Source organism: Paenibacillus taichungensis (assembly GCF_047302525.1).
Taxonomy (GTDB): domain Bacteria; phylum Bacillota; class Bacilli; order Paenibacillales; family Paenibacillaceae; genus Paenibacillus; species Paenibacillus taichungensis_B.
In genome coordinates this window covers 662,857-689,599 of sequence record NZ_CP168020.1, presented here as the reverse complement: position 1 = coordinate 689,599, position 26,743 = coordinate 662,857, and the positions used below count along the sequence as shown (strand labels likewise).

The window sequence follows — 26,743 nt, the reverse complement described above, 5'->3', positions numbered from 1 at the left end:
TTATTTATAAGGAGGAACTCATATGTCTTATCTGGAACGTGTTCGTACGCAAAATCCACTCGTTCATAACATTACTAATATTGTCGTCGCTCCCTTTACGGCCAACGGATTGCTCGCACTAGGTGCATCTCCCTTTATGGCCTATGCACATGAGGAAGTCGCTGATGTCGCTAAGATGTCGGGAGCGGTTGTACTGAACATTGGCACACTGGACGAAAAGGTAGTTGAGGCGATCCGACTGGCTGGTCAATCGGCTAATGCAAATAACGTGCCTGTTGTGCTCGATCCGGTTGGAGCTGGTGCAACCGCCTATCGTACGGAAACCGTTCAGATGCTTATTCGCGAGCTTCGCCTCACGGTATTGCGTGGCAATGTGGCAGAAGTCGCCAATGTCATCGGTGAGCGTTGGAGCATCAAAGGCGTGGATGCAGGTCAAGGCGAGGGGGATCGAATCGGAATAGCGGAACGGGCAGCGCAAAAACTCGGCTGTGTGGTCGTCATTACCGGACGCGAGGATGTCATTACGGATGGACAAATGACTTTCCTGACGAGTAATGGACATGCCTTGCTTACGCAAGTGACCGGTGCTGGCTGTTTGCTCAGCTCGGTGATTGGTGCTTTTGCAGCCATAGCGAAACCGGGTGAAGACATGCTGGGCAGTGTTGTGGAAGCACTCGCTTTCTATGGCATTGCAGCAGAGATTGCGGCAGAACGTTCCGCTGACCAGGGACCGGGCAGCTTCCAGATCGAATTGCTGAATCAACTGTCCCAAGTAACACCTGATGTTCTCGCGCAGCGTGCACAGATTCGTGAGATTGATGGAGGTGCGCAATGAGTATTGCGCAGGCTTTGACGATTGCTGGTTCTGATAATGGTGGCGGCGCCGGAATTCAAGCCGATCTGAAGACCTTTCAGGAGCTCGGCGTATACGGCATGACTGTAATTACAGCCATTGCTGCCCAAAATACAACAGGTGTCCAAGGCGTCTTCCCTATCTCATTTGAAGGTATCGCTCAACAGTTGGATTCAACCGGGGATGATTTTCAACCTACAGCAGTGAAGACGGGCATGCTTTATAGTGCCGAGATTATTCGTTTGGTCGCTGATAAATGGCAGCAATACGGCTGGTCCAATCTGGTCATCGATCCGGTTATGGTGGCCAAGGGCGGTGCTTCCCTCCTTCAACAGGAGGCTGTTCAGGCGTTGATTAAAGAGTTGCTGCCTCATGCACTGATTACGACACCGAACATTCCAGAAGCCGAGCTTCTTACTGGAATGTCTATTACCAATCTGAGTCAGCGCGAAGAAGCTGCAAGGCGGATGGTGCAGATGGGTTCCACGTATGCTTTAGTGAAAGGTGGTCATGATGAGGGAAGTGGCATAATTGTCGATGTGCTCTATGATGGGCAGTCTTTTCACTATCTGGAGAACGTTCGAGTGGTGACAAGGCATACCCATGGAACGGGATGTACGTATTCTGCGGCCATTACTGCCGAATTGGCGAAGGGCTCAGCTGTTCTGGCTGCCGTCACCACCGCGCGAGCATTCATTCAGGCAGCCATCGAAGATGAGCTGGGGATTGGGGCCGGACATGGGCCGACGAATCATTTTGCGTACCAGCGCAGACTGCGGGGTGGGCAGTGATGCGCCATCTGGATGCAGAAGCGGTACGCCGTGCGATGCAGGTGTATTTGGTCATGGGCAGCGTGAATACGACGCGTGACCCGGTGGCGGTGCTACGCCAAGCCATCGCTGGCGGCATTACGCTGTTCCAGTTCCGGGAAAAAGGAACTGGCGCTCTGGTTGGCGAAGCACGCATTACGCTTGCGATGCGGCTTCGCGAGGTGTGCAGCCAGCACGGGGTACCGTTCATCGTGAACGATGATGTGGAGCTGGCTGTGGCGGTAGAGGCCGACGGCATACATGTCGGCCAGGACGATGCGGACGCGGCGCTGGTACGCGCCCGCATCGGAGAAGCGCGGATGCTTGGCGTATCCGCCCACTCCGCGCTGGAAGCCCGCCGTGCAGTGCAGGCGGGCGCCGACTATCTTGGCGTCGGGCCAATGTACCCGACGCAGTCCAAAGCGGATGCCCACGCTGTGCTGGGCCCCCCCGGGGTAGCCGAACTGCGCGCCGCAGGCATCGCAGTTCCGGTGGTGGGTATCGGCGGCATTACGCCCGATACCACGGCCGCCGTGATGGCGGCAGGAGCCGACGGCATAGCCGTCATCTCCGCCATCGCGGGCGCGGCCGATGTGCGTGCAGCGGCTGCGCAGTTCGCTGCGGCGGTGCGCGGGATGCAGGCGTAGCCATGCGCTCCCTGCACCGCCAGCCCATGTGCTGCACCAGATAGATGGTGCAGCACATTCTCAAGATGCAGCTTCGGTGCCTGCATCTTATTTTATTATTTTCACTAGTTGACTCTCACGTAACGTGACGCTGTACAATCGGTGGTGTAAGGAGGTTTCCATCATGGCCATGAAAGTAAAAGAAGTGGCCGAACTTGTCGGGATCAGTGTGCGCACACTGCATCACTATGATGAGATCGGACTGTTAACACCGGACGAAGTGACTTCTGCCGGATATCGACTGTATTCAGATGCCAATCTGGAAATGCTTCAGCAGATTTTATTTTTTAAAGAACTCGATTTCTCTCTGAAAGATATCAAGGAGATTATAAACAATCCATCTTTCGATCGAGAAGAAGCCCTGAATATGCATCGCCGTATTTTGCTGGAGAAACGCCAGCGGTTGGACCAAATGATCGCCACCATTGATAAATCGGTTCAACACGTGAGAGGAGAAATTAAGATGACAGCCAAAGAACAATTTGAAGGGTTTAATTTCAGTCATAATCCATATGAACAGGAAGCGCGGGAACGTTGGGGAGACCAAGCAGTGGATCAGGCTAATCAAAAGTTACACAACCATTCTCCTGGGGAGCAAAAAGCTCTATCCGATCAAATGAATTCAATCTACACCCGTCTTGCAGCAATTCGTCACACGGATCCAAACTCTGCCGAAGCTCAAGCCGGAATCTCGGAATGGTACAGCTATCTGAACAACATGGGCAATTATTCTCCTGAAGTCTTCAGAGGGTTGGGCCAAATGTACGTGGACGACGAACGTTTTACACGTAATATTGATCAATTCGGTGAAGGCTTGGCTGTATTTATGAGGGATGCCATGGCTGTGTTTGCTGACCAAAACAGCTAATCAGGCGTTAAGTTAGTTACCATTTTGTATCATCCAACGTCAACTGCCATTAAGTATTCATATGCTTTCTTAAGCTATTAGGACATCACTCGAACCCACCTATTGCTATATGCATACACCTTTTATTCAACAAATTTCTACTATCTTATAATCATTAAAATAGATTCTGTGCCCATGCTTTTATCTCAAAATAACGCAAAAAATCCCCTCTATTAGCCTTGAATTGGCAGAGAGGGGATCTCATTTTAACCTATGAATAACATACTTAGATAAGTTAATGTTTATAATTGCGTCGCGTTGGAAGGATTAATGACAGCAGCAATCTGGGCCAATATGGCATCCACCGATGCTGGGTCATTCACATCATACTCATCGATGTTCAAACGCAGTACCGGACAGGCAGTAAATTGATTAATCCATACCGAATAGCGCTCATGCATATGTTCCCAGTAGGAACGGTCCGTCTGAATCTCCATCTCCCTTCCGCGTTCCGTAATCCGATTTAGAATGGATGGCAGGCTGCCTTCCAGGTAAATCAGTACGTCCGGATGAGGGAAATACGGTGTCATCACCATAGCTTCAAACAAACTGCTGTACGTCTCGAAATCCGTAGCCGACATTGTGCCCTGATCCGCATGCATTTGCGCAAAGATACCTGTATCTTCATAGATGGAACGATCCTGTACAAATCCACCGCCCAGTTCAAAGATTTTCTTCTGTTCCTTGAAACGCTCTGCCAAGAAGTATATCTGTAAATGGAAGCTCCATCGTTCGAAGTCATGATAGAACTTCTCCAGATATGGATTGTGGTCGACTTGCTCGAGCGAAGTCTTGAAGCTCAAACGCTCTGCCAGTGCCGCTGTTAGAGTGGATTTCCCCACCCCAACGGTTCCTGCTACCGTAATTAATGCATTGGCCGGAATGCCATAGTTGTTCATGTGATATACTCCTTTACCTGATTAACAATCTGTTTGAAATGTTCGGGATGTTCTACAAAATCGAGCTGCTCCGCATTGACCTTAATGATCATCGGTGGATTCGGGCTGCTAGCCAGGTAATCCATGCCTGTTTTATAATCTGCAATTAACTGCTCCATATAAGCCGGGTCCATATCCTGCTCAAAAGACCGACCACGTTTGTTGATACGGTTCATCAATGTATCGAGTTCAGCCTCAATATAGAGCACCAGATTGGGTTTCGGCAGATCATCCGTTAAGAGATGATAGATTTGACGGTATTTGTCCCGTTTCGTTCCCTTTAAGGTACGATCCGCAAAAATCATATTTTTATAGATATGATAGTCCGAAATGACGGGTGTATTCTTCTTAATATAGTGCACGCCTGTATCTTCCAGTTGCTTGAACCGGTTACACAGAAAAAACATTTCAAGCTGGAAGCTCCACTCATCTATATCCTGATAGAAGGAAGCCAAAAAGGGATTCTCTTCTACAATTTCCTTGACCAGCGGAAGGTTCAATTCCTGAGAAAGCATCGTTGCTAACGTTGTTTTCCCCGCACCAATCGGACCCTCCACGGCAATAAACGGGGCTGATTTCATCGTGATTCAGTTCCTCCTCGTACTCATGCGTGCTTCCATTTCTATATAGACCCCACCTATTGTATCACAGCTTGGATGATGGGAAGGCCAGTATTTTATGTATAAAATGAGTTTTATCTCTAAGACGAAGATATATAAAACAGTCTACAGTAGTTATATTCATTCCCCAAATCATAATAACAGAAAAAGACACGATCGCTTATGTCCGATCGTGTCTTTTGATTGCTTGGCGGCGTCCTACTCTCCCAGGACCCTGCGGTCCAAGTACCATCGGCGCTAGAGGGCTTAACGGTCGTGTTCGGGATGGGTACGTGTGGAACCCCTCCGCCATCGCCACCAAACGCATAGCTTAGCTTACACTTCAGAGATCATTCTCTGAAAACTAGATCCGAAACGAAATTTGCGATTTACAACTTGCATATTGGATAAGCCCTCGACCGATTAGTACTGGTCAGCTCCATGCATTGCTGCACTTCCACCCCCAGCCTATCTACCTCGTCGTCTTCAAGGGGTCTTACATACTGGGAAATCTCATCTTGAGGGGGGCTTCACGCTTAGATGCTTTCAGCGCTTATCCCTTCCGTACATAGCTACCCAGCGGTGCTCCTGGCGGAACAACTGGTACACCAGCGGTACGTCCATCCCGGTCCTCTCGTACTAAGGACAGCTCCTCTCAAATTTCCTACGCCCACGACAGATAGGGACCGAACTGTCTCACGACGTTCTGAACCCAGCTCGCGTACCGCTTTAATGGGCGAACAGCCCAACCCTTGGGACCTACTTCAGCCCCAGGATGCGATGAGCCGACATCGAGGTGCCAAACCTCCCCGTCGATGTGGACTCTTGGGGGAGATAAGCCTGTTATCCCCAGGGTAGCTTTTATCCGTTGAGCGATGGCCCTTCCATGCGGTACCACCGGATCACTAAGCCCGACTTTCGTCCCTGCTCGACTTGTAGGTCTCGCAGTCAAGCTCCCTTATGCCTTTGCACTCTTCGAATGATTTCCAACCATTCTGAGGGAACCTTTGGGCGCCTCCGTTACTCTTTAGGAGGCGACCGCCCCAGTCAAACTGCCCACCTGACACTGTCCCCGCACCGGATTACGGTACCAGGTTAGAACCTAGATACGATCAGGGTGGTATCCCAACGGTGCCTCCACAGAAGCTTGCGCTCCTGCTTCAAAGGCTCCCACCTATCCTGTACAGATCGTACCCAAATTCAATATCAAGCTGCAGTAAAGCTCCATGGGGTCTTTCCGTCTTGTCGCGGGTAACCTGCATCTTCACAGGTATTAAAATTTCACCGGATCTCTCGTTGAGACAGCGCCCAAGTCGTTACGCCATTCGTGCGGGTCAGAATTTACCTGACAAGGAATTTCGCTACCTTAGGACCGTTATAGTTACGGCCGCCGTTTACTGGGGCTTCGGTTCACAGCTTCGGATTGCTCCTAACCGCTCCCCTTAACCTTCCAGCACCGGGCAGGCGTCAGCCCGTATACTTCGCCTTACGGCTTCGCACAGACCTGTGTTTTTGCTAAACAGTCGCTTGGGCCTTTTCACTGCGGCCCCCTCGTGCTATTCACACTACCGGGGCACCCCTTCTCCCGAAGTTACGGGGTCATTTTGCCGAGTTCCTTAACGAGAGTTCTTCCGCGCGCCTTAGAATTCTCTTCTCGCCTACCTGTGTCGGTTTGCGGTACGGGCACCATCACCTGGCTAGAGGCTTTTCTTGGCAGTGTGAGATCATGACCTTCGCTACTATAATTTTCGCTCCCCATCACAGTCCAGCCTTAACGATGTGCGGATTTGCCTACACATCAGCCTCACTGCTTAGACGGACATCCATCAGTCCGCGTCACTACCCTGCTGCGTCCCCCCATTGCTCATAACGGCTTACGGTGGTACAGGAATTTCGACCTGTTGTCCTTCGACTACGCCTTTCGGCCTCGCCTTAGGTCCCGACTTACCCTGAGCGGACGAGCCTTCCTCAGGAACCCTTAGGCTTTCGGCGGATCAGATTCTCACTGATCTTTTCGTTACTCATACCGGCATTCTCACTTGTATAATGTCCAGCGCTCCTTACGGTACACCTTCAACCCTTATACAACGCTCCCCTACCCCTGATGCAAAGCATCAAGCCATAGCTTCGGTGGTGTGTTTAGCCCCGTTACATTTTCGGCGCAGAGTCACTCGACCAGTGAGCTATTACGCACTCTTTCAATGGTGGCTGCTTCTAAGCCAACATCCTGGTTGTCTGTGCAACTCCACATCCTTTCCCACTTAACACACACTTGGGGACCTTAGCTGATGGTCTGGGCTGTTTCCCTTTTGACAATGGATCTTAGCACTCACTGTCTGACTCCCGGAAGTAAGTCTATGGCATTCGGAGTTTGACTGAGCTTGGTAACCCTTGCGGGCCCCGCACCCAATCAGTGCTCTACCTCCACGACTCTGTTTTCCGAGGCTAGCCCTAAAGCTATTTCGGGGAGAACCAGCTATCTCCGAGTTCGATTGGAATTTCTCCGCTACCCCCACCTCATCCCCGCATTTTTCAACATGCGTGGGTTCGGGCCTCCAGTGCGTGTTACCGCACCTTCACCCTGGACAGGGGTAGATCACCCGGTTTCGGGTCTACGTCCACGTACTAAATCGCCCTATTCAGACTCGCTTTCGCTGCGGCTCCGGCTCTTCACCTTAACCTTGCACGGGAACGTAACTCGCCGGTTCATTCTACAAAAGGCACGCCATCACCCCTAAAACGGGCTCTGACTTTTTGTAAGCACACGGTTTCAGGTTCTATTTCACTCCCCTTCCGGGGTGCTTTTCACCTTTCCCTCACGGTACTGCTTCACTATCGGTCGCTAGGAAGTATTTAGCCTTGGCAGATGGTCCTGCCGGATTCATACGGGGTTTCACGTGCCCCGCACTACTCGGGATACATCTCGGAGAGAACAGACTTTCAAGTACAGGGCTTTTACCTTCTTTGGCGGGCCTTTCCAGACCTCTTCGTTTAACCGGTTCCTTTGTAACTCCATGTGAGATGTCCCACAACCCCAAAGAGCAAGCTCTCTGGTTTGGGCTTCTCCGCGTTCGCTCGCCGCTACTGACGGAATCACTATTGTTTTCTCTTCCTCAAGGTACTTAGATGTTTCAGTTCCCTTGGTATGCCTCTGCATAACCTATGTATTCAGTTATGAGTAACTGGAAATTACCCCAGCTGGGTTTCCCCATTCGGACACCCCCGGATCAAAGCTTGCTTACAGCTCCCCGAGGCAGTTTCGTTGTTCGCCACGTCCTTCATCGGCTCCTAGCGCCTAGGCATCCTCCGTGTGCTCTTAGTAGCTTAACCATATTTGCTCCGGTTTCGACTGCTCGCTTCCCTTGTTTTGCTTACGCAAAGCCAAAAGTCGCTCCCATTCAATACCATCGCAATGCAGTTTTCACTATTTATTTAAACTTGTTTAACACAAGTTCAGCTTAAAAAGGAATGTTCTAAATCGCAAAATTTCGTTTCGATATCTAGTTTTCAAAGAACAAGCTCCATGCAAAAGCAAGCTGTTTGAGAGTTTGAGCTCTCAAAACTGAGCAACGAGTGAGTAAGTTTTGCAGCTAAGCTGCATATTTGAATGTTTCCACGCGGGAAACGATTCTCCATAGAAAGGAGGTGATCCAGCCGCACCTTCCGATACGGCTACCTTGTTACGACTTCACCCCAATCATCTATCCCACCTTCGGCGGCTGGCTCCTTGCGGTTACCCCACCGACTTCGGGTGTTATAAACTCTCGTGGTGTGACGGGCGGTGTGTACAAGACCCGGGAACGTATTCACCGCGGCATGCTGATCCGCGATTACTAGCAATTCCGACTTCATGCAGGCGAGTTGCAGCCTGCAATCCGAACTGAGACCGGCTTTTTAGGATTCGTTCCACCTCGCGGCTTCACAGCCCGTTGTACCGGCCATTGTAGTACGTGTGTAGCCCAGGTCATAAGGGGCATGATGATTTGACGTCATCCCCACCTTCCTCCGGTTTGTCACCGGCAGTCACCTTAGAGTGCCCACCCGAAGTGCTGGCAACTAAGATCAAGGGTTGCGCTCGTTGCGGGACTTAACCCAACATCTCACGACACGAGCTGACGACAACCATGCACCACCTGTCTCCTCTGTCCCGAAGGAAAGATACATCTCTGTACCGATCAGAGGGATGTCAAGACCTGGTAAGGTTCTTCGCGTTGCTTCGAATTAAACCACATACTCCACTGCTTGTGCGGGTCCCCGTCAATTCCTTTGAGTTTCAGTCTTGCGACCGTACTCCCCAGGCGGAGTGCTTAATGTGTTAACTTCGGCACCAAGGGTATCGAAACCCCTAACACCTAGCACTCATCGTTTACGGCGTGGACTACCAGGGTATCTAATCCTGTTTGCTCCCCACGCTTTCGCGCCTCAGCGTCAGTTACAGCCCAGAGAGTCGCCTTCGCCACTGGTGTTCCTCCACATATCTACGCATTTCACCGCTACACGTGGAATTCCACTCTCCTCTTCTGCACTCAAGTCACCCAGTTTCCAGTGCGATCCGGGGTTGAGCCCCGGGATTAAACACCAGACTTAAATGACCGCCTGCGCGCGCTTTACGCCCAATAATTCCGGACAACGCTTGCCCCCTACGTATTACCGCGGCTGCTGGCACGTAGTTAGCCGGGGCTTTCTTCTCAGGTACCGTCACCTTGAGAGCAGTTACTCTCCCAAGCGTTCTTCCCTGGCAACAGAGCTTTACGATCCGAAAACCTTCATCACTCACGCGGCATTGCTCCGTCAGGCTTTCGCCCATTGCGGAAGATTCCCTACTGCTGCCTCCCGTAGGAGTCTGGGCCGTGTCTCAGTCCCAGTGTGGCCGATCACCCTCTCAGGTCGGCTACGCATCGTCGCCTTGGTGAGCCGTTACCCCACCAACTAGCTAATGCGCCGCAGGCCCATCCCCAAGTGACAGATTGCTCCGTCTTTCCAGTTCTCTTCAGGTGAAGAAAACAACTATTCGGTATTAGCTACCGTTTCCGGTAGTTGTCCCAAACTTGAGGGCAGGTTGCCTACGTGTTACTCACCCGTCCGCCGCTAACTATCAGAGAAGCAAGCTTCTCTGATAGTCCGCTCGACTTGCATGTATTAGGCATGCCGCCAGCGTTCGTCCTGAGCCAGGATCAAACTCTCCAATAAAGTATTGAAAAGAGCGATAAGCTCATTTTGAAACTGACGAGATTAAAAATCTCATTTATGCTCCAGTCAATTCAAGCCAAGGCTTGTCTCGAACTTTCGCGTTCATTCTGCAAGCAGAATGTTTACTCACTCGTTGTTCAGTTTTCAAAGATCAAACTTGTTTCATTGCCGTGTGTTGTTCTCTTCAGCAACTCTTATATATTATCACGTCCGAACCAACTTTGCAAGCATTTTTTTTAGTTTCTTTCGAAGCTTATTTCATTCGCTTGCCGCACCGTGTTTCTCGTGTTTTCTTGGCCGGATTAATAATATATCATGTTCTAATACTAATTACAACCCATATTATAAAATGATTTTATTTCACTACATTTAGTTGATCTACTCTCCTATTATAGATGCACTCCAGCGGTTGTTAAGCTAACGAAATTCTACGGAACCGCTCTATGAGTTCTATGGGATAGCCTATATTGGCTGTAATCCCAACGTCTAAGCTCTAATGAACATTTTGTCTCGTAGGGTCATGAAAACTTTTCTTCATTAATGTCACTACTCATTAAGTTACCTTCATCTATATACTGCTGTCTTTCATTACAGTAATAGGATATCGTTCATTGATCTTTTCGATATTCGCCAAGTCTCGTTTAGAGTCATTTTTGCGTATTAATGTATTTCATATATGCGCATATCTTTATTTCAACATAAATCCCTCTCCCCTTTATGTATATACATGTTAGGCACAATTCACTTCTTAAAATGAAGGGAACTTATTCCTTTTGGCATTTAATTTCCCCAATCTTCAAAGAAATTGCCGTTATAGATTTGCGCATTTTTCAATAATGAACACAATAATGAAAGAAATGAGAAGTATTCTGAAAACCTTGGTACTAAAGCATCATTTTCATTCAAAAACTAACATTAGTCTAACCCTATTACGATATATCACATGGATACGAAGCACCATACCTAGAGCGAACACGCATCAAGATGGTCACAATTAGAAAAAGGAGTGAACTATGTTGTTAGATAAGATAAGGTGGAGTACTCTTCCCTTCTTTGCTAAAAATCTCGTTATTTCATTCGGCAGCATTATGTTGATTGGGGTTATCCTCATTACTGCGGGATATCAACTGCAAAAGAATATTCTGAGTCAACAATTGTACGAGCAGGCTGAAGTTACAACACAGAAATGGTTTGATGATCTGGATACACACAAAGTACTTGAAGCAGTAAAAGAGAAAAGTTATTCTGGACCTGTTCAGAAAGAATTAAGAGAATACCTGGATTCCATCCACGAGCTATATCCCAATATTGCACAAGCCTATATCTTCGGCACTGAACTGAAGGAAGGAAATCAGACGTCCATCATCGCGATTCCTACTAATTTGTTGGGGCCTTTTGAAGAAAGCAATATGGCAGCAGGTTCAATGTATCCATTACCACAGAAAAATGTTATAGCTCTTGAAGGTATGAAAAACGACGAGGAACCTGCATTAAGCAGCTTTTATACGGACGAATACGGTACTTGGACTACGATTATGTACCCTATTAAAAATGCCGAAGGAAAAATGTACGCCGCACTTTACTTCGACGTTGATGCAAACGCAGTTCCAAAAGGACTTCATAAGCTGATTACATACAGTAGTATTTTCCTTATCGGTTTCCTGATCCTGTTTATGGTACTGCAGTATATCCTATTGAAGAAAACACTTAAGCCAATCCGTGACCTTATGAAGGGGATTGAGACTGCAAGCGCAGGCAATCTGGATGTAACCATCCAAACCGGACGGGATGATCTGGGAATTATCAATGAAAAATTCAATACGATGATTCAGCGATTCAATGACACGATGTTCAAAGTCCAATCGACATCCTATCATCTCTCTGACTCATCCAAGAAATTATTAGATATTTCCGAGAAAAATAACGATAATATCCAGATGATCAGCAGCAATATCCGGGACATCTCTCACGGCCTTCGCTCTCAGGATCAGGCCAGCGTGGAAAGTGCCCGAGCAATGACAGAAATGTCTACCGTTGTGCAGACGATTGCCAGCAGTTCTGCAGATGTTGCGGATGAGGCATTAAACATGGAACAACGTTCTAATACAGGTCATGAGATTATGCAACAAGTGGTTGAGCAGATGAGACTCATCTCTGGTGCGGTGCAGCACACTTCGGAATCGATACAGTCTTTGGAAAGCCGCTCCAACGAAATTAGCAGCATCGTAAATATGATTACACAGATTGCAGATCAGACTAATTTGCTCGCCCTGAATGCTTCCATTGAGGCGGCTCGTGTTGGTGAGGAAGGAAAAGGGTTCGCGGTGGTTGCAGGGGAAGTACGCAAACTCGCTGAACAGTCCCAGGATTCTGCTAAACAGATCCGTACCTTGATTGACGGAATTCAACGCGATATCCTTCAATCTGCCGAAGCCATGCAGCTAGGCTCCCAAGAAGTGGAGAAGGGATCTCAAGTAACTATGGAGACGGGTCAATTCTTTGAAGATATTCTGACAGCTACGAACAAAGTCGCTAACCAAATTCAGGATATCTCCAGCTCAACCGAAGAAATATCCGCCAGCACACAGGAAATGTCCGCTACTGCGGATGAGTTGTCTGCGAGCGTCAGCAAAGCAGCACATAGCAGCAAACAGATTGAGCAATCCATTGCCGAACAGGAATCATCCATGGCTTCCATTGTTGCTGCCTCTGATGAACTCTCGGCTGTATCGGGCCAATTGCAAGAACTGATCTCCTTCTTCAAAGTAAGAGCTAACTAGAGCTGAATACCAAGTAAATAAACAATAAGAACGTTAATAACAAAAAAACCAAGATGCTTGAGGGTAATTCCTGCTCTTGGTTTTTTTCTATTCGTTTAATATGATGCGCTTGCGACGAAATAAAAAAGAGACCATCCCTGTATTTAGGTCAGATCCCTTCTCTACTCTATCTCGTGCCCATTTACACGGACTTGTCACTTGGCGTTTCGGCATCGGTTTTATTCTTTGTGCCTTTACTTTTATAAGGCTTCGGGGCACTTTTCGCCCGGTTAGCGGCGGCTTGCCAACGGTTCCAGCCTTTTTTGCCAGTACCGCGGCCGGTACCGCCTTTTCCTTTTGCTTTGCTCATGTTATCACTCCAATAATCCTGTATATGCTTAAAAATGACCGTCCTCGGTAACTTATTATGCAACCCAGCCCATCTTCTTCACTTCCAGCTTTCTTATTATAACAAAAATTGACGTCTTTACGTTCATTTCCATAAATCATTGTATTGTTATTCTGTTATGAAAGCGGTATAGTGGACATAATTGAAAGAGGAAGCTGCGTCTTCTTCGGGATTGTTACTGGTAAGCAGGCGATACCCAAACAAAAGGCTGTCTAATAAGCCTTTGTTTGGGTTTTTTGTTATTATTACGAGCTATTGAGGTGAACACATATATGATCATCCGACAGATTTTCAACAACAACGTCATTCGCGCCGAGAATCAGGTAGGCCAAGAGTTTGTTGTCATCGGCAACGGTCTGGGTTTCAAGAAGAAAAATGGACAGCCCGTGGATGAGGATAAAATCGAGAAAACCTTTGTGCTGAAATCGGATAAAATACCGCAAAAATTGATTGACCTGATCGGTGAAACATCGGTTGAATATTTAAAATTGGCTGACGAAATTGTAGGGTATGCCAAACAGGAAATGGGCGATATTTTTAGTGATAATATCTATATTTCGTTGATTGATCATATTCAATTCGCCATTACAAGGTACCGTAAATCCGTCGGACTGAAGAACTCCCTTTTGTGGCAAATCAAGAAGTTTTACAAAAAGGAATTTTGGATTGGCATGAATGCCGTGCATCTGATTCAGGAACAATTCGGCATCCAAATGGATGAGCATGAGGCCAGCTTTATTGCCATGCATTTTGTCAACGCCCGACAAGATGGTCAGGGTATGAAACAAACGGTTGAAATTACCGAGGTTATTGATGATATTTTCAACATTGTCACCAATCATTACCACATTGCCCTGGATGAAAATTCATTTAATTATTCCCGGTTTATTACCCATCTGCAATACTTTGTACAGAGAATGCTGAGTAATGAACAGGAGCAATTTGCATCGGGTGATAATTTCTTGTATGAGCAGGTTAAAGATAAATATGCCAAGGCTTTTCAGTGTACACAACTGATTAATCAATACCTTGAAGAGAAGTTTGAAAGCGCCATGTCCATTGATGAAAAAGTGTATTTGACGATCCACATCCACCGTGTCACTTCACGTAACGAAATGCTGGACGCTGAATAAAAAAAGCTTGCAAACGATTTCGGCGTCATTTATAGTAGGTCTCACAACTTAACGACAAGGATTGTTACTGGTAAAGCAGGCGATACCTAAATGATTGGCAACAGGTCATCTTTCCGATGATCATAGCCATTCGTTTAGGTATTTTTTTGTTTTCAGGCAATCTTAACAACAAAGGAGAATGAACATGGATCATAAAAAAATGGGGGATGACATCGTTCGCCTCGTCGGCGGAGAAGCCAATATCAACGGGCTTGTCCACTGTGCAACCCGGCTGAGATTCGATCTGAAGGATTCGAAAAAGGCAGAACGCGAAACGCTGGAGAAACACGAAGGTATCATTACCGTTGTCGAAAGCGGCGGCCAATTCCAGGTCGTTATTGGCAGCAATGTGGCTCATGTATATGCAGAGATCGTGAAGAACAGAGATTTTGGAGGGGATTCTTCCTCATCCGCTGAGTCCACGGGAGAAAAAACCTCGGTATTATCCAAAGTTTTTGAGATTATTTCCGGAAGTTTCTCACCGTTAATCCCGGCCATGGCAGGATCAGGTATGTTAAAAGCTTTGCTGACTGTCCTGACCATGTTTGGATGGATGTCTGATACAAGTGACACGTACCTGATTCTATCCGCTGCCGGCAACGCCGTCTTTTATTTCTTGCCTATCTTCCTCGGTATCACACTCGGTATGAAACTGAAAGCCAATCCTTATGTAGCCGGTGTGATTGGTGCCGCTCTGATGGAGCCGAATTTCACTGGACTGATGGATAAAGGCTCGGATGTATCGTTCCTGGGCATACCCGTTGTCATGATGAATTATTCAGCCAGCGTGTTCCCGATTTTCATATCGATCAGCATCTACGCTGTACTCGACAAACTACTGAAGAAAATCATTTTGAAAGATCTGCAATTGTTCCTGGTACCGATGATTGCTCTGATGATTATGGTTCCTTTGTCCGCAATGGCCTTCGGCCCTTTCGGCACCACGGTAGGTGACTGGATCTCCTCCGGGGTAACTTGGCTTATTGGCGTCAGCGGCATTTTGTCAGGAATTGTACTGGGTGGATTCATGACCTTCATGGTTGTCTTCGGACTCCACTGGGGCTTCACACCAATCACGATTCAGAATATCGGGGTTGGCGGCGATCCAATTGAAGCTATGGCTGCTGCAGCCGTGTTTGCACAAATCGGTGTAGCATTTGGTATTTTCCTGAAAGCCAAAAAGAACAAAGCCCTGCGAACCCTTGCAGGCTCCACCAGCCTTACCGGTTTACTTGCAGGTGTCACTGAACCGATCGTATACGGTCTGATCTTGCGTTATAAACGAGTGATTCCTATCGTTGTCATTGCAGGTGCGATCGGCGGCGCCATTAATGGTCACTTTGGCGTTAAAATGACTGCCTATGTGTTCCACAATATATTTGCCATTCCTGTCTATACACCAACGGTTGTCTACGTGATTGCGATCGCTTGCTCCTTTGCTGTAGCAGCGGTATTGACCGTGATGTTCGGATATGAAAGTAAAACCAAAGACACAGCTTCCGAAAAAAATGAATCTATCTCCAATACATCGACTGAAAGCACACCGGAAGAACTTCCTGTCGTACCTGAGGCAAAAACAACTGAAATCAAAAAGGAACAAATTTATAGTCCGCTTACAGGTAAAGCTGTAGCCCTAAACACCATCAACGACCCTGCTTTCTCAACAGGTGCCATGGGTAAAGGATTGGCGATTGTTCCTGAGATTGGTGAAGTCGTTGCTCCCGTGGATGGCGTTGTAACTTCACTCTTCCCAACTGGACATGCCATTGGATTAACGACCAACGCAGGTACCGAGATTTTGATTCACATTGGTATTAACACGGTAGCCCTGAAGGGAAAACATTTCAATCCTGTCGTTCAGGAAGGCGACATCGTTAGACAGGGCGATCTGCTGATCCAATTTGAAATCGATAAAATCAAGGAAGCCGGATACGAAACCGTGACTCCCGTCATTATTACTCTCACGCAGCAGGAAGTGGATGTATTCGAAACGACTCAAGAACATGTACAGAAAAACGATGTCCTGTTGACTTTGGTTGTCTAACTCTTGTCTAACTCAACTTATATCATATGTATTCAATTTAGGAGGAACTAACAATGAAGCATACTCAACTTAAACCATTTCCTAAAGATTTCTTCTGGGGAGGTTCAACCTCCGCCTATCAGTTTGAGGGAGCCTGGAATGAAGATGGCAAAGGCCCTTCTGTTATCGACATGGGCAACCATGTGGAAGGCGTAACCGACTTCAAGGTAACAAGTGATCACTATCATATGTACAAAGAAGATGTGGCCCTGATGGCCGAAATGGGCTTCAAAGCCTACCGTTTCTCCATCGCCTGGACTCGCATCTATCCGCAAGGCGCAGGGGAAGTAAATCCAAAGGGACTCGCATTCTATGATTCCTTGATTGATGAGTTGATTAAATACGGTATTGAGCCCATCGTGACCATGTATCACTTTGATCTTCCTTATGCGCTCGAAGAAAACGGGGGCTGGTCCAACCGTGCAACGATAGATGCCTTTGAACAATATGCCAAAACACTTTATGAGAACTACGGTGACCGGGTTAAATATTGGCTGACCATCAACGAACAAAATATGCTGATCCTGCATCCCAGCTCTCTGGGTACACTGGATACAACGCTTGTTGATCCGCAAAAAACACTGTATCAACAAAATCACCACATGCTGGTCGCTCAAGCCAAAGCAATGGTTCTGTGTCACGAGATGCTGCCTGAAGCCAAAATAGGCCCAGCTCCCAATATCGGTGTAATCTATCCCGCGAGCTCCAAACCGGAAGATACGCTCGCTGCTGATAACTATGCCGCCATTCGCAACTGGCTCTATCTCGATATGGCAGTATACGGACGCTACAATCATATTGCCTGGAGTTATCTCGAAGAAAAAGGATATACTCCCGTCATTGAAGACGGAGACATGGACATCCTGGCTCAAGGAAACCCTGATTTTATTGCTTTTAACTACTATACATCACAGACCGTTGGTGAAAGCCTGAATGATGGCAATGACTTCTCCCATACAGGAGACCAGCATGAAATCGTCGGGGAGCCAGGAGCTTACAGAGGATCTGTAAATCCAAATCTGCAAAAGACTGAATTTGGTTGGGAAATTGATCCCGTTGGCTTCCGTTCAACGCTGCGCCAGATCTATTCCCGTTACCATCTGCCATTGATCGTTACCGAGAATGGTCTGGGTGCATTTGATAAACTGGAGAAAGGCGACGTGGTCAACGACCCTTACCGCATCGATTTTTTCAATAAACATATCGAGCAGATTCAACTGGCTATTACAGACGGTGTAGATGTATTCGGCTTCTGCCCTTGGTCTGCGATTGATCTGGTTAGTACACATCAAGGATCAAGCAAACGTTATGGATTCATCTACGTGGATCGGGAAGAATTCGATATCAAGGAATTAAGACGTATCCGCAAACAGAGCTTCCACTGGTATCAAAAACTGATTGAAACCAATGGAAAAATCCGTTAATATTGTAAAATAAAAAGCCAGTCGTTTACACATGGTTCATGTGTAGCCGACTGGCTTTTTGTGTAGGTTCACTCACGCATTATTATTCAAATCAGGATTACATTTCTGCTTTGGCGTTACCTGTGGAGTTAACTCCTCTTAACACCCGCAGAGATAACAGGAAACAGATTGCCAGAACAACAGCTGCTGAAACGTAAGGATAGTTGATATTCACATCAAACAGTGCTCCCGCTACAATTGGACCTGCGATATTCCCCAAACTTGTATAGGCTGAGTTCAATCCGGCCACAAAGCCTTGCTGTTCTTCCGCCAGTTTGGACATCTGCGTACTGATAGCCGGACGCAATATATCCATACCAAGGAAGACGATAAACGTTACGACAAGAATCATCCAGTAGGTGTTTACAAACAAGGTTAACAGTACAAATACGGCTACAAAAAGCAAGCAGACCGAAATGACTTTTTTCTCACCAAACCGGTTTAACAGCCAGCCAATCATTGAGACCTGCACCACGGCTCCCGCAATGGAACCAAACGTAATAATGAATGCAATATCCTTGGTGGTGAAGCCAAATTTGTGATCCACAAACAAAGAAAAGACTGTCTCATAGTTAGCCAGACCAAACGCCATGACAAATACAATAATTAAACTGAAAAAGTAAGGCTCCCGGTACGAATGCAGCAACTGGGATACCATGCCCGGGCTTTTGACCTTCGGTGCACCCGCAACAGGTTTGGTTTGCTCTCCGGTAATTCTGGTCGATTCCGGCAAAATAATTAACGTAATGATGGATGCCAGCAAACCTGCAATACCTGCGGCATAGAAAGGAATCCGAATACCAAAGTCAGCGATATATCCGCCTATCCCCGGTCCAATGATAAATCCTGTAGTAATTGCCGCATTGATTAATCCCATGCCTCTACCGCGTTCTTCATCTGTCGTAATATCTGCGGTATACGCCATAACTGCCGGGAAGATCATCGCTGCACCGATTCCGCCAAGCATCCGGGCCGCGAAGAGCAGCGATGGTGCATTCACAGCACCAAACATAAACTCCGATACAGCAAAGATTAACATGCCGCCAACAATAATTTTTTTACGTCCCAAGATGTCAGACCAACGGCCCGCAACTGGAGAAAACAGAAACTGTGTGAAGGAGAATGCTGCTACCAGCAAACCAACCGTGAACCCGGTGATATGCAGTAGATCCATGTACGCAGGCATAATAGGTACCACAAGACCTATACCTGTAAAAACGAGAAAAATATTAAACATTAACAGCAGCAATGCGCCCCTGTTCCGTGTAAGTAATGCCATGATTCCATCCTCCGTAGTTGTCAAAATGTTGCCTTAAGCTTTATCTTTTGCTATTCCATACAAGAATACGCTAGCCGCTTGGCGGTATAAGGCAAGAGCCTGTTCTGGCTCCATTCCGCGCGACAGCTGACTAAGTCCAATAATGGTACTTTCCAGAATGAGCGCAAGATTGTCTGCGTTGTCCGCCTTGAACTCTCCGCTCTCAATCCCCTGTTCCACCAATTGTTTGTTAAATTGAATATGGCGCTCAAACATCAAAGATATTCGTTCTTCAATATCATTTTCTTTCTTTTCCCCCGTAAAGAACTCATCTGCCGCCTTTGTCAGCGGGTGATTCATATCGTCGAGGATTAATTGTTCTGCCAAGCCGTATATCTTCTCCGTAGAAGTATGATACAGATGTTCCTTGGCCGCCCAATTCTCTTCCCATTCCCGATCCCACTCATCAATCAGATACAGAAAGAGGCCTTCCTTACTTTTAAAATGGTAATAGATATTTCCCTTGCTGCTGCCTGTCGCAGCCACGATATCTTCAATAGAAGTTGCTTTATACCCTTTTTGCACAAAAAGAGCTCTTGAGGCATCCGCAAGTTTCTTCTTGGTCTGCTCGGTTTGAATTTGCTTTTTATTCATACTCATACGTTTCACTCCACCTCTTGCATACTGAACGTTCGTTCTGTATTTTAACAGAACCATCAAACTTAAGCAATCAAAAAGGAGAATCGGCTTGGCGCCCATTCTCCCTCCACAACTTTATTTCACTTTTTTTCCTTGACCATGAAGTATTTTCAGTTGTCCATTTTCATAACCGACTTGATACGTAACTTTATATTTCGTGGTGACCAATTCACCGTCTTTTCGTTCATCCGCTGTAATAACCGCAGCGACCTCTATTTCATCATTTGACTTATCTGAGGACGAAACTTCGGCAATGGTAACATAACTGGTGTTGATGTAACCTTCACGGAACTTGGCATAACTTATACCGCTCTGCCACTCACTACCAAGCAAGGCATAGGCGGTAACATAGTCATTCAGATTCAGGTTCATATAAAATTCGGTCACCAGTCCCTCTGCTTCCAAAGAAGCTGAGTTTGCTCCCGCTCCCTGACTGCCACTCGTCTGAACCGCCGTTTTAGACGATGATGGTTTCTCAGACCAGGCCTGGACCTGCTTCAATACGCTGGTGATGGGAATGCTGAACCCGATTCCGCCTTCCTGCTCCACAACGGCTGAATTAATGCCCAATACTTCACCGGTGTCCGCACTGATCAGTGGGCCACCACTGTTGCCGTGTGTAATGGGCGCCGAGATTTGATACAGATTACTATAGATATACGGGGCAATTTCGAAGCTGCGGCCAACTCCGCTGATAATGCCTGTAGTTACGGTGTTCTCCAGACCCAGCGGACTGCCCAAAGCGAGAATCTCATCTCCCGTCTCCGCTTTGGATTTGGCGATAGGCAGCGGTTTAACTTTTTTCAGATCAGGCACCCTGACGACAGCAATATCCGTCTCTTCTCCAATCCCGATAACGGTTCCCTTATACTCCTCATGATTCAGGGTTCGAATCGTTACTTCTTTCGAGCCCTCCACCACGTGAGCATTAGTTACCACATCCCCCTGATCATTGTAGAGAAAACCGGAACCCAGTCCGCTGCTGCTCTCAATCGTAACTACTTTCTTCTGACTCTCTTCAATAATCTGTTTACGTGTTTTCTTCACGGCTGTCTGGGAGGACGGTTTAGACGCTGTGGTTGCCGTTTCCTTTGTAGTGACAACAGCCAGTCTTGGTCCATCCTGCAGTTGATCTGCTGAATACTGATGAATCCAGAATACCCCTCCTGCTCCCGCTCCAATAATGATTGCACTGGAGATAATCGTACTCCATGTTCGTTTGGCCATTCCAACCTGTCCTCCTATTCCAGATACCACGTTGCGTTCACTACAGAAACTTCAGCTTCCTCGTACACACCGTAATAATATGTTTCAAAAAATCCTTGATCCCCTACATCAAGCCAGCTTGGATACACATCCGCATAAGTTTGACCGAGATATGCCCCATCTGAGCTGTAGATGTCCAGCATAACCGTTACGGAAGAGATAGGCCGAGTGGCATTATTCACGATTGAGCCGCTTATATACAGATCGCCATACATATCAAGCGTTGCTTCTACTTCTACAATGCTCACCGCTGCTGTGCGGTTTTTCAGGTCTTCTTCTGCCGCTTGTTGCTCAGCAAGTTGAATTCGATCGGCTTCTGCTTTTTCAAAAGCCTTCTTCTCACTCAGCACCCGTTCGCGATATGCTGTCAGTTTGTTATCCTCGGGCGCGTAGGACAGTCCCAGATCAACGGTTTGCAATGCAGCCGTAAAATCCTTTTTCTTCACTTGCTGTTCAGCTTGCTTATAGCTAAGGCCAGCCAGCTTGTCGATGATTTGTTTCTGAACCGCCTCTGCTTCCTTGCCTTTCAATTTCGATACCGTGTCCAATTTCTCAGCAAGTGCCTGTACGGTTGTCAAACTATCGATTTCTTTCTTCACCTTCAGGACAGCCAGTGTCACCTTGTTGTTGTTTAGAGTCGTACGTACCTTGGCAAATACCGGTTCTTCTCGCTCTTTCAACACTTTCGCTACAGCCTGGAGTGTCTTGTCACCTGCAGCAAGTTTTCCAGTTTTCAAACTCGTCGCAGCTTCGTTCAGCTGATTCATCAGATTGAAGGCTTTGGCTGTAATTTGGCGATCCTGCACAAGTCCATCAACGTTTGGCCGTTTCGTAAGAGCCGAATCCAGAAGTTGAAGCGCCTCTTGATATTTTCCGTCCAAGGCCGCCTGCTCCGCCTGTTGATGCAGTGATTTTACTTCCGCATTGATACCCATCTCCTGCTTGTAATAATAAGTCAACAAGGCCCCCATCACCGCTGCTAGAAGCAGTGGAATAATCCAGCTAAATGCTCGGCCTTGTACTACGTTGCTCTGCTTCGGTGCAGACTGATGCTGTCTGGATAACTGATCTAATGCTTTGCCTGTTCCACTTTCCAGACCAACCGCTGTTTCTGCCCAAATCTGTTCGTCAGTAGAGCTTGAATCTTTTAATTTCGTTCTACACTTTCTACATGTGCTGTCCCCTGGATTGCTTTTGGTCCCACATACGTGACAATACACCCTGATCCCTCCATCAAAAAGAACGTATGTATACTATGCTATTTTTACATGAATCGACACTTATCATATAGTAAAAAGGTAAATTACACCATATGTTACTGGGATAAATGAATGCAAAAAGTGCCTCCCTGTTAATAGGAAGGCACTGACAAATGTATTCTATTCTTGCGTAGGAAAGCTACTTAGATCCATATAGGAAACTTCCCATAGATGATCATCCGGGTCCTGAAAACTCCACCCATACATAAACCCATGATCTTGAGGATCGTTATAAGGCTTGGCGCCAGCATCCAGGGCAGCTTGTACAATCAGATCGACCTGTTCACGACTATCCACCGACAAGGCTACGATGACTTCCGCCGTGTCCGCTGCATTGGATATTTTTTTCGAAATAAAAGATTGAAAACGATCCTCCACCAGCAGCATCGCATAGATGTTGTCTCCAATGATCATGCAAGTCGTAGACTCGTCTGTAAAATTCACATTGAACTCAAACCCTACTTTGGTAAAAAAATCAACGGACCTCTTTAAATCCTTAACGGGCAAATTAACAAAAATCTGCTTAGCGCGAACAGCCACCATCGATCACCTCAATCTAATAGAATGGATTTCACCTCAAAATAACATCTCGCGTATACGCTGTCAATTCATTATAATAACGATATTCCAAACTGTGAGGTGACACGGATGTCGTTCCGAATCGTTCGAAGTAATTAGTCCTTGGGCTGGGTCAAAACGCGTACCAGCTAACATGGGACACGTCTGCCCTTTTTGAGCCTGTCCGGCATCTAATCGTAACGATTTTGCACAACATCTGTCTAGAATCAAGAACTCACATTGGAGGAATCATATAATGAAGAAAAAGATGGATTATACTACTTTTTACGAACGTATTGGTCGATTGAATGGCTGGGACTTCAGCTCCCTGAAAGTGACTTCAGAGGGCATCGAATGGAATTTCTACGAGGAAGTTACACGCTGCACCAAACCGTCTGATCTAATACTTGATATTGGTACAGGTGGTGGAGAAGCTGTTCTTTCCATCGCGCATCCTGCACTGTTATTGGTTGGAATCGACCTTTCCCAGGGAATGATTGAGACTGCCCAGCGTAATCTCAAGGCCTCTGGTTCCCGTTCGAATGTCCGTTTTGTAAATATGAATGCAGAACAACTGGCATTTCCGGATCAATTCTTTAATGTGGTGTCCTCCAGACACTGCGACTTCTGCGCTACAGAAGTATTCAGGGTATTGGCTGATGGCGGTGTATTCCTTACCCAACAAGTCAATGAAAATGATAAATGTAATATCTCCAAGGCTTTTGACCGTGGACAATCGCTGGGCGTTCAGCCTGGCACATTAATGGAACGATACAAACGTGAACTTCGCGAAGCGGGTTTTCGTGACATTGAGGCACACGAATATAATGCAACAGAATATTACGCCACGCCTGATGATCTGCTTTTCCTGCTGACTCATGCACCGATCATTCCCGGTTTTGGAGAGAAGGAATACGACTTAGAGCGTTTCCAACAGTTTGTTGAGCAAAATCGCTGCGATAAAGGGATTCGAACGAACTCGGCACGTTTTATGCTGACTGCTCGGAAATAAATCTTATAACATAAAGGCAAATTAAAGCCCATCCGCCATTTTAGTAACATGAATGGTGGATGGGCTCTTCAAATACTAAAGATACATCGTAAATCGCAATCCAATTACTGCGTTACTCCCTTTTTCTCCAGGAAAGGCTTTAATTTATCCAAAACATAATGACTGCCGCCTCTTCCGTTCACTTGTTCAATGACCGCGGCTATAAGGAAGGATGGTGATTCAGTATCAAACACCACGACAAAACCGTTCTCCTGTCCTTTCTCCCCCTTCTTGGCCTTCAGCTCCGCAGTCCCTGTCTTAGCCGCCAGTCCTTCAGGAAGTGAGTTCAAGGAATGGGCCGTTCCTCCCGATCGGGTCACGACCTCGCCCAAGGCATCCTTCACCGTATTTGCGACTTCAGGCGTAATCACAACTTCCGGTTCGGCGGTTTCCTTTTCCTCTATCAGTACAGGCTTCACCATTTTTCCTTCATTAATAAAAGGGGTGAAGGACGACGCCAGATGGATTGGCGACATCAACATTTCTCCCTGTCCATAGGATGTGTCAGCGAGCAGCACCTCGGATGACAGATCAAGATGAGCCTCGTTTGCATACTGACTTGGTTTCAAATATAGTTCGTCTAGTCCAAAGTTGTCTCCAAAACCGAACTTCTGGATGCCATCTATGAACTTGGCGCTGCCCATCTCAACAGCTTCCTTCGCAAAATAAATATTGTCCGAGTAGACCAGCGCATCTACCATGTTCACCGGGGATACACTTTTCACACGCTTCACATAGTAACCGCCCCAGCTCTCATCCTTACGCCATTGCAGACCAGAGATATCATGCGATTTATCAGCTGTGGTAACCTTCTCCATCAGACCTGCCGCTGCCGTAATGGCTTTGAAGGTTGAACCCGGTGCATAGCGATTCGTAAACCTATTGATAAAAGGAAGCTTCTCATCTGCTGAATAGGCATCCCACTCTGCCTGTGTCAGTCCCGTAACCATCTTGTTCGGATTATAGGCAGGCGCACTAACCAGTGCCAGCAGGTTACCATCTGTTGGGTTCATCAGCACCATCGCACCAGCGTCACCACCACTGGATAGTGTCTTATACAACTTACGCTGTTGCTCGGAGCTGATCGTCAGTTGAATATTCTGTCCATCCACTGCATCCTTGCGAATAAGCTCAGAGCGCGTGTTTCCAGATTCATCGGTGATCTCGATCAGGCCACCTCGTTCGCCGCGAAGCTGTTTCTCCAGTGATTGCTCCAGTCCGGCTTTGCCAATCCAATCTTCCGCACGATAATAGCCTTCCGTATCTTTCTCCAAATCTTCCTTGGTGGCCTTGCGCACATAACCGATTAAATGAGCAGCAGCCTCACCAAGAGGATAATATCGTATTTCCTTGGATTGAACTTGCACACCAGCCAATGCTGTAGGCACCCGGGAGTCCTCTGTCGAAGCAATCGGAACAAAATATTCTGGCTTCACCCATTTCTGTGCAAGCGCGGTGTTGATCATAGCTTCTGTTACTTTGTAATGCTCCGCGATCCGGGCGATCATCGCCTCCGGATTTTCTCCCAGCTTCTCAGGTATGATGCCCCATTCATATATATTTCCCTTTGTTGCGAGGGGCATCCCTTCACGATCAACAATGTCTCCACGTTCCGGGAAAAGGGTTCTCACCCGAACTTTGCTTCCCTTGACCATGTCAGTCAGAATCATGGATGGCTTCCAGTTGATCCGCCAGACTTTGCCACCCTCCTCAAGCTCTTCACGCACCAGTTTCAGTGTATGTGTCTCGTCCACTTCCCCCAGGAAGGTCGTTAACTGCAGACTGTAGTCCACTTCATAGGCATCCGGGTTTTGGTTTTGGTTTTTATTTTCATTACCAGTGCCGTCCGTGGTCTCTTCGTTTACTTTCGGTTCCAATTCTGCCTTAATCGCAGAAACCTCCATACCCGAATAGATTGCGTTGTATTTTTCCACAAATTGCTCACGGTTCATGCCGGACTCTTTCAATGAAGCAGGCGTCATCAAGGTATACAGTTGATCGAATTCTTTCTTTTGCAAATGCTCTATGTACTGATTAGCGGTTACCTCGGGCTTTACTTCCTCTGTTTTGCTATTCTGCATGTATAAGTACATTCCGATTCCACCGGCAAATAAGATGGGAAGCAGTCCATAAATAATTTTACGTTTCGATTTCATGATCATATCACCTCTAATATACACTATAGATTTCCAGCCTCAATTAAACAATGGAACAAATCTGACGAATTTATCATTAAAAATAGCCGAAAGCTCACATAATATGTTTAAATAAGGAGAGTGAGATTACAGTAAAGGAGCCCGATGATGGAAATCAGCTATTTTTTACTCCCCAAAGCCGAAGTGGCCTATATCAAGTCTTCCGCTTCCATGAAAGATGCGATCGAGCAGCTTGAATTGCAGCATTATACCGCCATTCCCGTGATTGACCAGGATGGAAAATATGTTGCCACCCTGTCCGAAGGCGATTTGTTATGGAAAATGCGGAGCACCCCCGGACTGACATTTGAGACGATGGATCAGGTCCAGGTGCACGAGATCGACAACCGTGTATATAATGAATGTGTCTTTATTAAGGCAGAAATGGAGGATATGCTGACGCTGGCAGCAGACCAAAACTTTGTGCCTGTGGTGGATGTGGACCGTGTCTTCCTAGGTATTATCCGTCGCAAGGATATTATTGAGTATTATACGCGCAACATCTCCGACTAAATTTGAAATGAATATATGCCTTTTGCTGATCACAATGGCAGAAGACTGAAACAGAAATGACGAGTCCTTGGGGCAA

19 protein-coding genes and 3 rRNA genes are annotated in these 26,743 nt (G+C 46.9%); 10 read left to right on the top strand and 12 right to left on the bottom strand.

Annotated features, from left to right (window positions below; genetic code table 11):
• Positions 1-22: 22 nt before the first annotated feature.
• From thiM to ACDJ58_RS03170, 4 genes are all read left to right on the top strand, one after another.
• Complete coding sequence (gene thiM, locus ACDJ58_RS03185) at positions 23-835, top strand: hydroxyethylthiazole kinase (protein WP_413375419.1); 813 nt, start codon at positions 23-25, stop codon at positions 833-835.
• Entirely contained in the window at positions 832-1,644 is an 813-nt protein-coding gene (gene thiD, locus ACDJ58_RS03180; protein ID WP_413375417.1) for a bifunctional hydroxymethylpyrimidine kinase/phosphomethylpyrimidine kinase, read from the top strand. The genes thiM and thiD overlap by 4 nt, the downstream gene beginning before the upstream one ends.
• Positions 1,644-2,309 (top strand): thiamine phosphate synthase, encoded by a 666-nt coding sequence (gene thiE, locus ACDJ58_RS03175; RefSeq protein ID WP_413375415.1) that lies wholly within the window; start codon positions 1,644-1,646, stop codon positions 2,307-2,309. The genes thiD and thiE overlap by 1 nt, the downstream gene beginning before the upstream one ends.
• Positions 2,310-2,472: 163 nt before the next feature.
• Positions 2,473-3,216 (top strand): MerR family transcriptional regulator, encoded by a 744-nt coding sequence (locus tag ACDJ58_RS03170; protein WP_413375413.1) that lies wholly within the window; start codon positions 2,473-2,475, stop codon positions 3,214-3,216.
• Between the two features lie 281 nt (positions 3,217-3,497).
• Here ACDJ58_RS03170 and ACDJ58_RS03165 read toward each other — a convergent pair whose 3' ends face one another.
• From ACDJ58_RS03165 to ACDJ58_RS03145, 5 genes are all read right to left on the bottom strand, one after another.
• Positions 3,498-4,154 (bottom strand): deoxynucleoside kinase, encoded by a 657-nt coding sequence (locus ACDJ58_RS03165; RefSeq protein WP_063568457.1) that lies wholly within the window; start codon positions 4,152-4,154, stop codon positions 3,498-3,500.
• The gene (locus ACDJ58_RS03160; protein WP_413375410.1) at positions 4,151-4,774 is read right to left on the bottom strand and encodes a deoxynucleoside kinase; all 624 of its coding nucleotides are present in this window, start codon (positions 4,772-4,774) and stop codon (positions 4,151-4,153) included. The genes ACDJ58_RS03165 and ACDJ58_RS03160 overlap by 4 nt, the downstream gene beginning before the upstream one ends.
• 224 nt (positions 4,775-4,998) lie before the next feature.
• A 5S ribosomal RNA gene (gene rrf / locus ACDJ58_RS03155) occupies positions 4,999-5,115 on the bottom strand.
• A gap of 80 nt (positions 5,116-5,195) precedes the next feature.
• Positions 5,196-8,122: ribosomal RNA gene (locus ACDJ58_RS03150) — 23S ribosomal RNA — on the bottom strand.
• Between the two features lie 308 nt (positions 8,123-8,430).
• Positions 8,431-9,982, bottom strand: a 16S ribosomal RNA gene (locus tag ACDJ58_RS03145).
• Together the 16S, 23S and 5S rRNA genes form the textbook arrangement of a ribosomal RNA operon.
• 1,013 nt (positions 9,983-10,995) lie before the next feature.
• On the opposite strand from ACDJ58_RS03145, the gene ACDJ58_RS03140 reads away from it, so the two are divergent.
• Positions 10,996-12,762 (top strand): methyl-accepting chemotaxis protein, encoded by a 1,767-nt coding sequence (locus ACDJ58_RS03140; RefSeq protein WP_413375408.1) that lies wholly within the window; start codon positions 10,996-10,998, stop codon positions 12,760-12,762.
• Between the two features lie 181 nt (positions 12,763-12,943).
• Here the strand turns inward: ACDJ58_RS03140 and ACDJ58_RS03135 are convergent, their stop codons facing one another.
• A complete protein-coding gene (locus ACDJ58_RS03135; RefSeq protein WP_064642109.1) occupies positions 12,944-13,111 on the bottom strand; it encodes a DUF3934 family protein in 168 nt (55 codons plus the stop codon).
• Positions 13,112-13,422: 311 nt separating this feature from the next.
• Here ACDJ58_RS03135 and licT point away from each other — a divergent pair, with 311 nt between their 5' ends.
• The 3 genes from licT to ACDJ58_RS03120 all read left to right on the top strand — a co-directional run bounded on the left by licT (position 13,423) and on the right by ACDJ58_RS03120 (position 17,829).
• Positions 13,423-14,283 carry a BglG family transcription antiterminator LicT gene (gene licT / locus ACDJ58_RS03130; protein ID WP_413375405.1) on the top strand — a complete coding sequence of 287 codons (861 nt, stop codon included), beginning with the start codon at positions 13,423-13,425 and terminating at the stop codon, positions 14,281-14,283.
• A gap of 184 nt (positions 14,284-14,467) precedes the next feature.
• Positions 14,468-16,366 carry a beta-glucoside-specific PTS transporter subunit IIABC gene (locus ACDJ58_RS03125; protein ID WP_413375403.1) on the top strand — a complete coding sequence of 633 codons (1,899 nt, stop codon included), beginning with the start codon at positions 14,468-14,470 and terminating at the stop codon, positions 16,364-16,366.
• A 53-nt stretch (positions 16,367-16,419) separates the two neighbouring features.
• Positions 16,420-17,829 carry a glycoside hydrolase family 1 protein gene (locus tag ACDJ58_RS03120; protein ID WP_413375401.1) on the top strand — a complete coding sequence of 470 codons (1,410 nt, stop codon included), beginning with the start codon at positions 16,420-16,422 and terminating at the stop codon, positions 17,827-17,829.
• 97 nt (positions 17,830-17,926) lie between these two features.
• On the opposite strand, the gene ACDJ58_RS03115 is transcribed toward ACDJ58_RS03120, so the two are convergent.
• The 5 genes from ACDJ58_RS03115 to ACDJ58_RS03095 form a co-directional block, all read right to left on the bottom strand.
• Complete coding sequence (locus tag ACDJ58_RS03115) at positions 17,927-19,147, bottom strand: MFS transporter (protein ID WP_413375399.1); 1,221 nt, start codon at positions 19,145-19,147, stop codon at positions 17,927-17,929.
• A gap of 33 nt (positions 19,148-19,180) precedes the next feature.
• A complete protein-coding gene (locus tag ACDJ58_RS03110) occupies positions 19,181-19,780 on the bottom strand; it encodes a TetR/AcrR family transcriptional regulator (protein ID WP_063567182.1) in 600 nt (199 codons plus the stop codon).
• A gap of 120 nt (positions 19,781-19,900) precedes the next feature.
• The gene (locus ACDJ58_RS03105; protein ID WP_413375397.1) at positions 19,901-21,052 is read right to left on the bottom strand and encodes a S1C family serine protease; all 1,152 of its coding nucleotides are present in this window, start codon (positions 21,050-21,052) and stop codon (positions 19,901-19,903) included.
• A 14-nt stretch (positions 21,053-21,066) separates the two neighbouring features.
• A complete protein-coding gene (locus tag ACDJ58_RS03100) occupies positions 21,067-22,311 on the bottom strand; it encodes an FxLYD domain-containing protein (protein WP_413375395.1) in 1,245 nt (414 codons plus the stop codon).
• Between the two features lie 159 nt (positions 22,312-22,470).
• Positions 22,471-22,890 carry a VOC family protein gene (locus ACDJ58_RS03095; protein WP_413379438.1) on the bottom strand — a complete coding sequence of 140 codons (420 nt, stop codon included), beginning with the start codon at positions 22,888-22,890 and terminating at the stop codon, positions 22,471-22,473.
• A gap of 274 nt (positions 22,891-23,164) precedes the next feature.
• Between ACDJ58_RS03095 and ACDJ58_RS03090 the strand changes: the two genes are divergently transcribed.
• Positions 23,165-23,920 (top strand): class I SAM-dependent methyltransferase, encoded by a 756-nt coding sequence (locus ACDJ58_RS03090; RefSeq protein WP_413375393.1) that lies wholly within the window; start codon positions 23,165-23,167, stop codon positions 23,918-23,920.
• Between the two features lie 104 nt (positions 23,921-24,024).
• On the opposite strand, the gene ACDJ58_RS03085 is transcribed toward ACDJ58_RS03090, so the two are convergent.
• Entirely contained in the window at positions 24,025-26,115 is a 2,091-nt protein-coding gene (locus ACDJ58_RS03085; RefSeq protein WP_413375391.1) for a penicillin-binding transpeptidase domain-containing protein, read from the bottom strand.
• A gap of 147 nt (positions 26,116-26,262) precedes the next feature.
• On the opposite strand from ACDJ58_RS03085, the gene ACDJ58_RS03080 reads away from it, so the two are divergent.
• Positions 26,263-26,667: a CBS domain-containing protein gene (locus tag ACDJ58_RS03080; protein WP_024631266.1), complete on the top strand. Its 405-nt coding sequence runs from the start codon at positions 26,263-26,265 to the stop codon at positions 26,665-26,667.
• Positions 26,668-26,743: the final 76 nt, after the last annotated feature.

Coding starts and splice junctions, on each gene's coding strand:
- ACDJ58_RS03120 (WP_413375401.1), top strand. CDS start 16,420: ATGAAGCATACTCAACTTAAACCATTTCCTAAAGATTTCTTCTGGGGA.
- licT (WP_413375405.1), top strand. CDS start 13,423: ATGATCATCCGACAGATTTTCAACAACAACGTCATTCGCGCCGAGAAT.
- ACDJ58_RS03165 (WP_063568457.1), bottom strand. CDS start 4,154: ATGAACAACTATGGCATTCCGGCCAATGCATTAATTACGGTAGCAGGA.
- ACDJ58_RS03115 (WP_413375399.1), bottom strand. CDS start 19,147: ATGGCATTACTTACACGGAACAGGGGCGCATTGCTGCTGTTAATGTTT.
- ACDJ58_RS03140 (WP_413375408.1), top strand. CDS start 10,996: ATGTTGTTAGATAAGATAAGGTGGAGTACTCTTCCCTTCTTTGCTAAA.
- ACDJ58_RS03125 (WP_413375403.1), top strand. CDS start 14,468: ATGGATCATAAAAAAATGGGGGATGACATCGTTCGCCTCGTCGGCGGA.
- ACDJ58_RS03080 (WP_024631266.1), top strand. CDS start 26,263: ATGGAAATCAGCTATTTTTTACTCCCCAAAGCCGAAGTGGCCTATATC.
- ACDJ58_RS03090 (WP_413375393.1), top strand. CDS start 23,165: ATGAAGAAAAAGATGGATTATACTACTTTTTACGAACGTATTGGTCGA.
- thiE (WP_413375415.1), top strand. CDS start 1,644: ATGCGCCATCTGGATGCAGAAGCGGTACGCCGTGCGATGCAGGTGTAT.
- ACDJ58_RS03105 (WP_413375397.1), bottom strand. CDS start 21,052: ATGGCCAAACGAACATGGAGTACGATTATCTCCAGTGCAATCATTATT.
- ACDJ58_RS03085 (WP_413375391.1), bottom strand. CDS start 26,115: ATGAAATCGAAACGTAAAATTATTTATGGACTGCTTCCCATCTTATTT.
- ACDJ58_RS03135 (WP_064642109.1), bottom strand. CDS start 13,111: ATGAGCAAAGCAAAAGGAAAAGGCGGTACCGGCCGCGGTACTGGCAAA.
- thiM (WP_413375419.1), top strand. CDS start 23: ATGTCTTATCTGGAACGTGTTCGTACGCAAAATCCACTCGTTCATAAC.
- thiD (WP_413375417.1), top strand. CDS start 832: ATGAGTATTGCGCAGGCTTTGACGATTGCTGGTTCTGATAATGGTGGC.
- ACDJ58_RS03110 (WP_063567182.1), bottom strand. CDS start 19,780: ATGAATAAAAAGCAAATTCAAACCGAGCAGACCAAGAAGAAACTTGCG.
- ACDJ58_RS03170 (WP_413375413.1), top strand. CDS start 2,473: ATGGCCATGAAAGTAAAAGAAGTGGCCGAACTTGTCGGGATCAGTGTG.
- ACDJ58_RS03160 (WP_413375410.1), bottom strand. CDS start 4,774: ATGAAATCAGCCCCGTTTATTGCCGTGGAGGGTCCGATTGGTGCGGGG.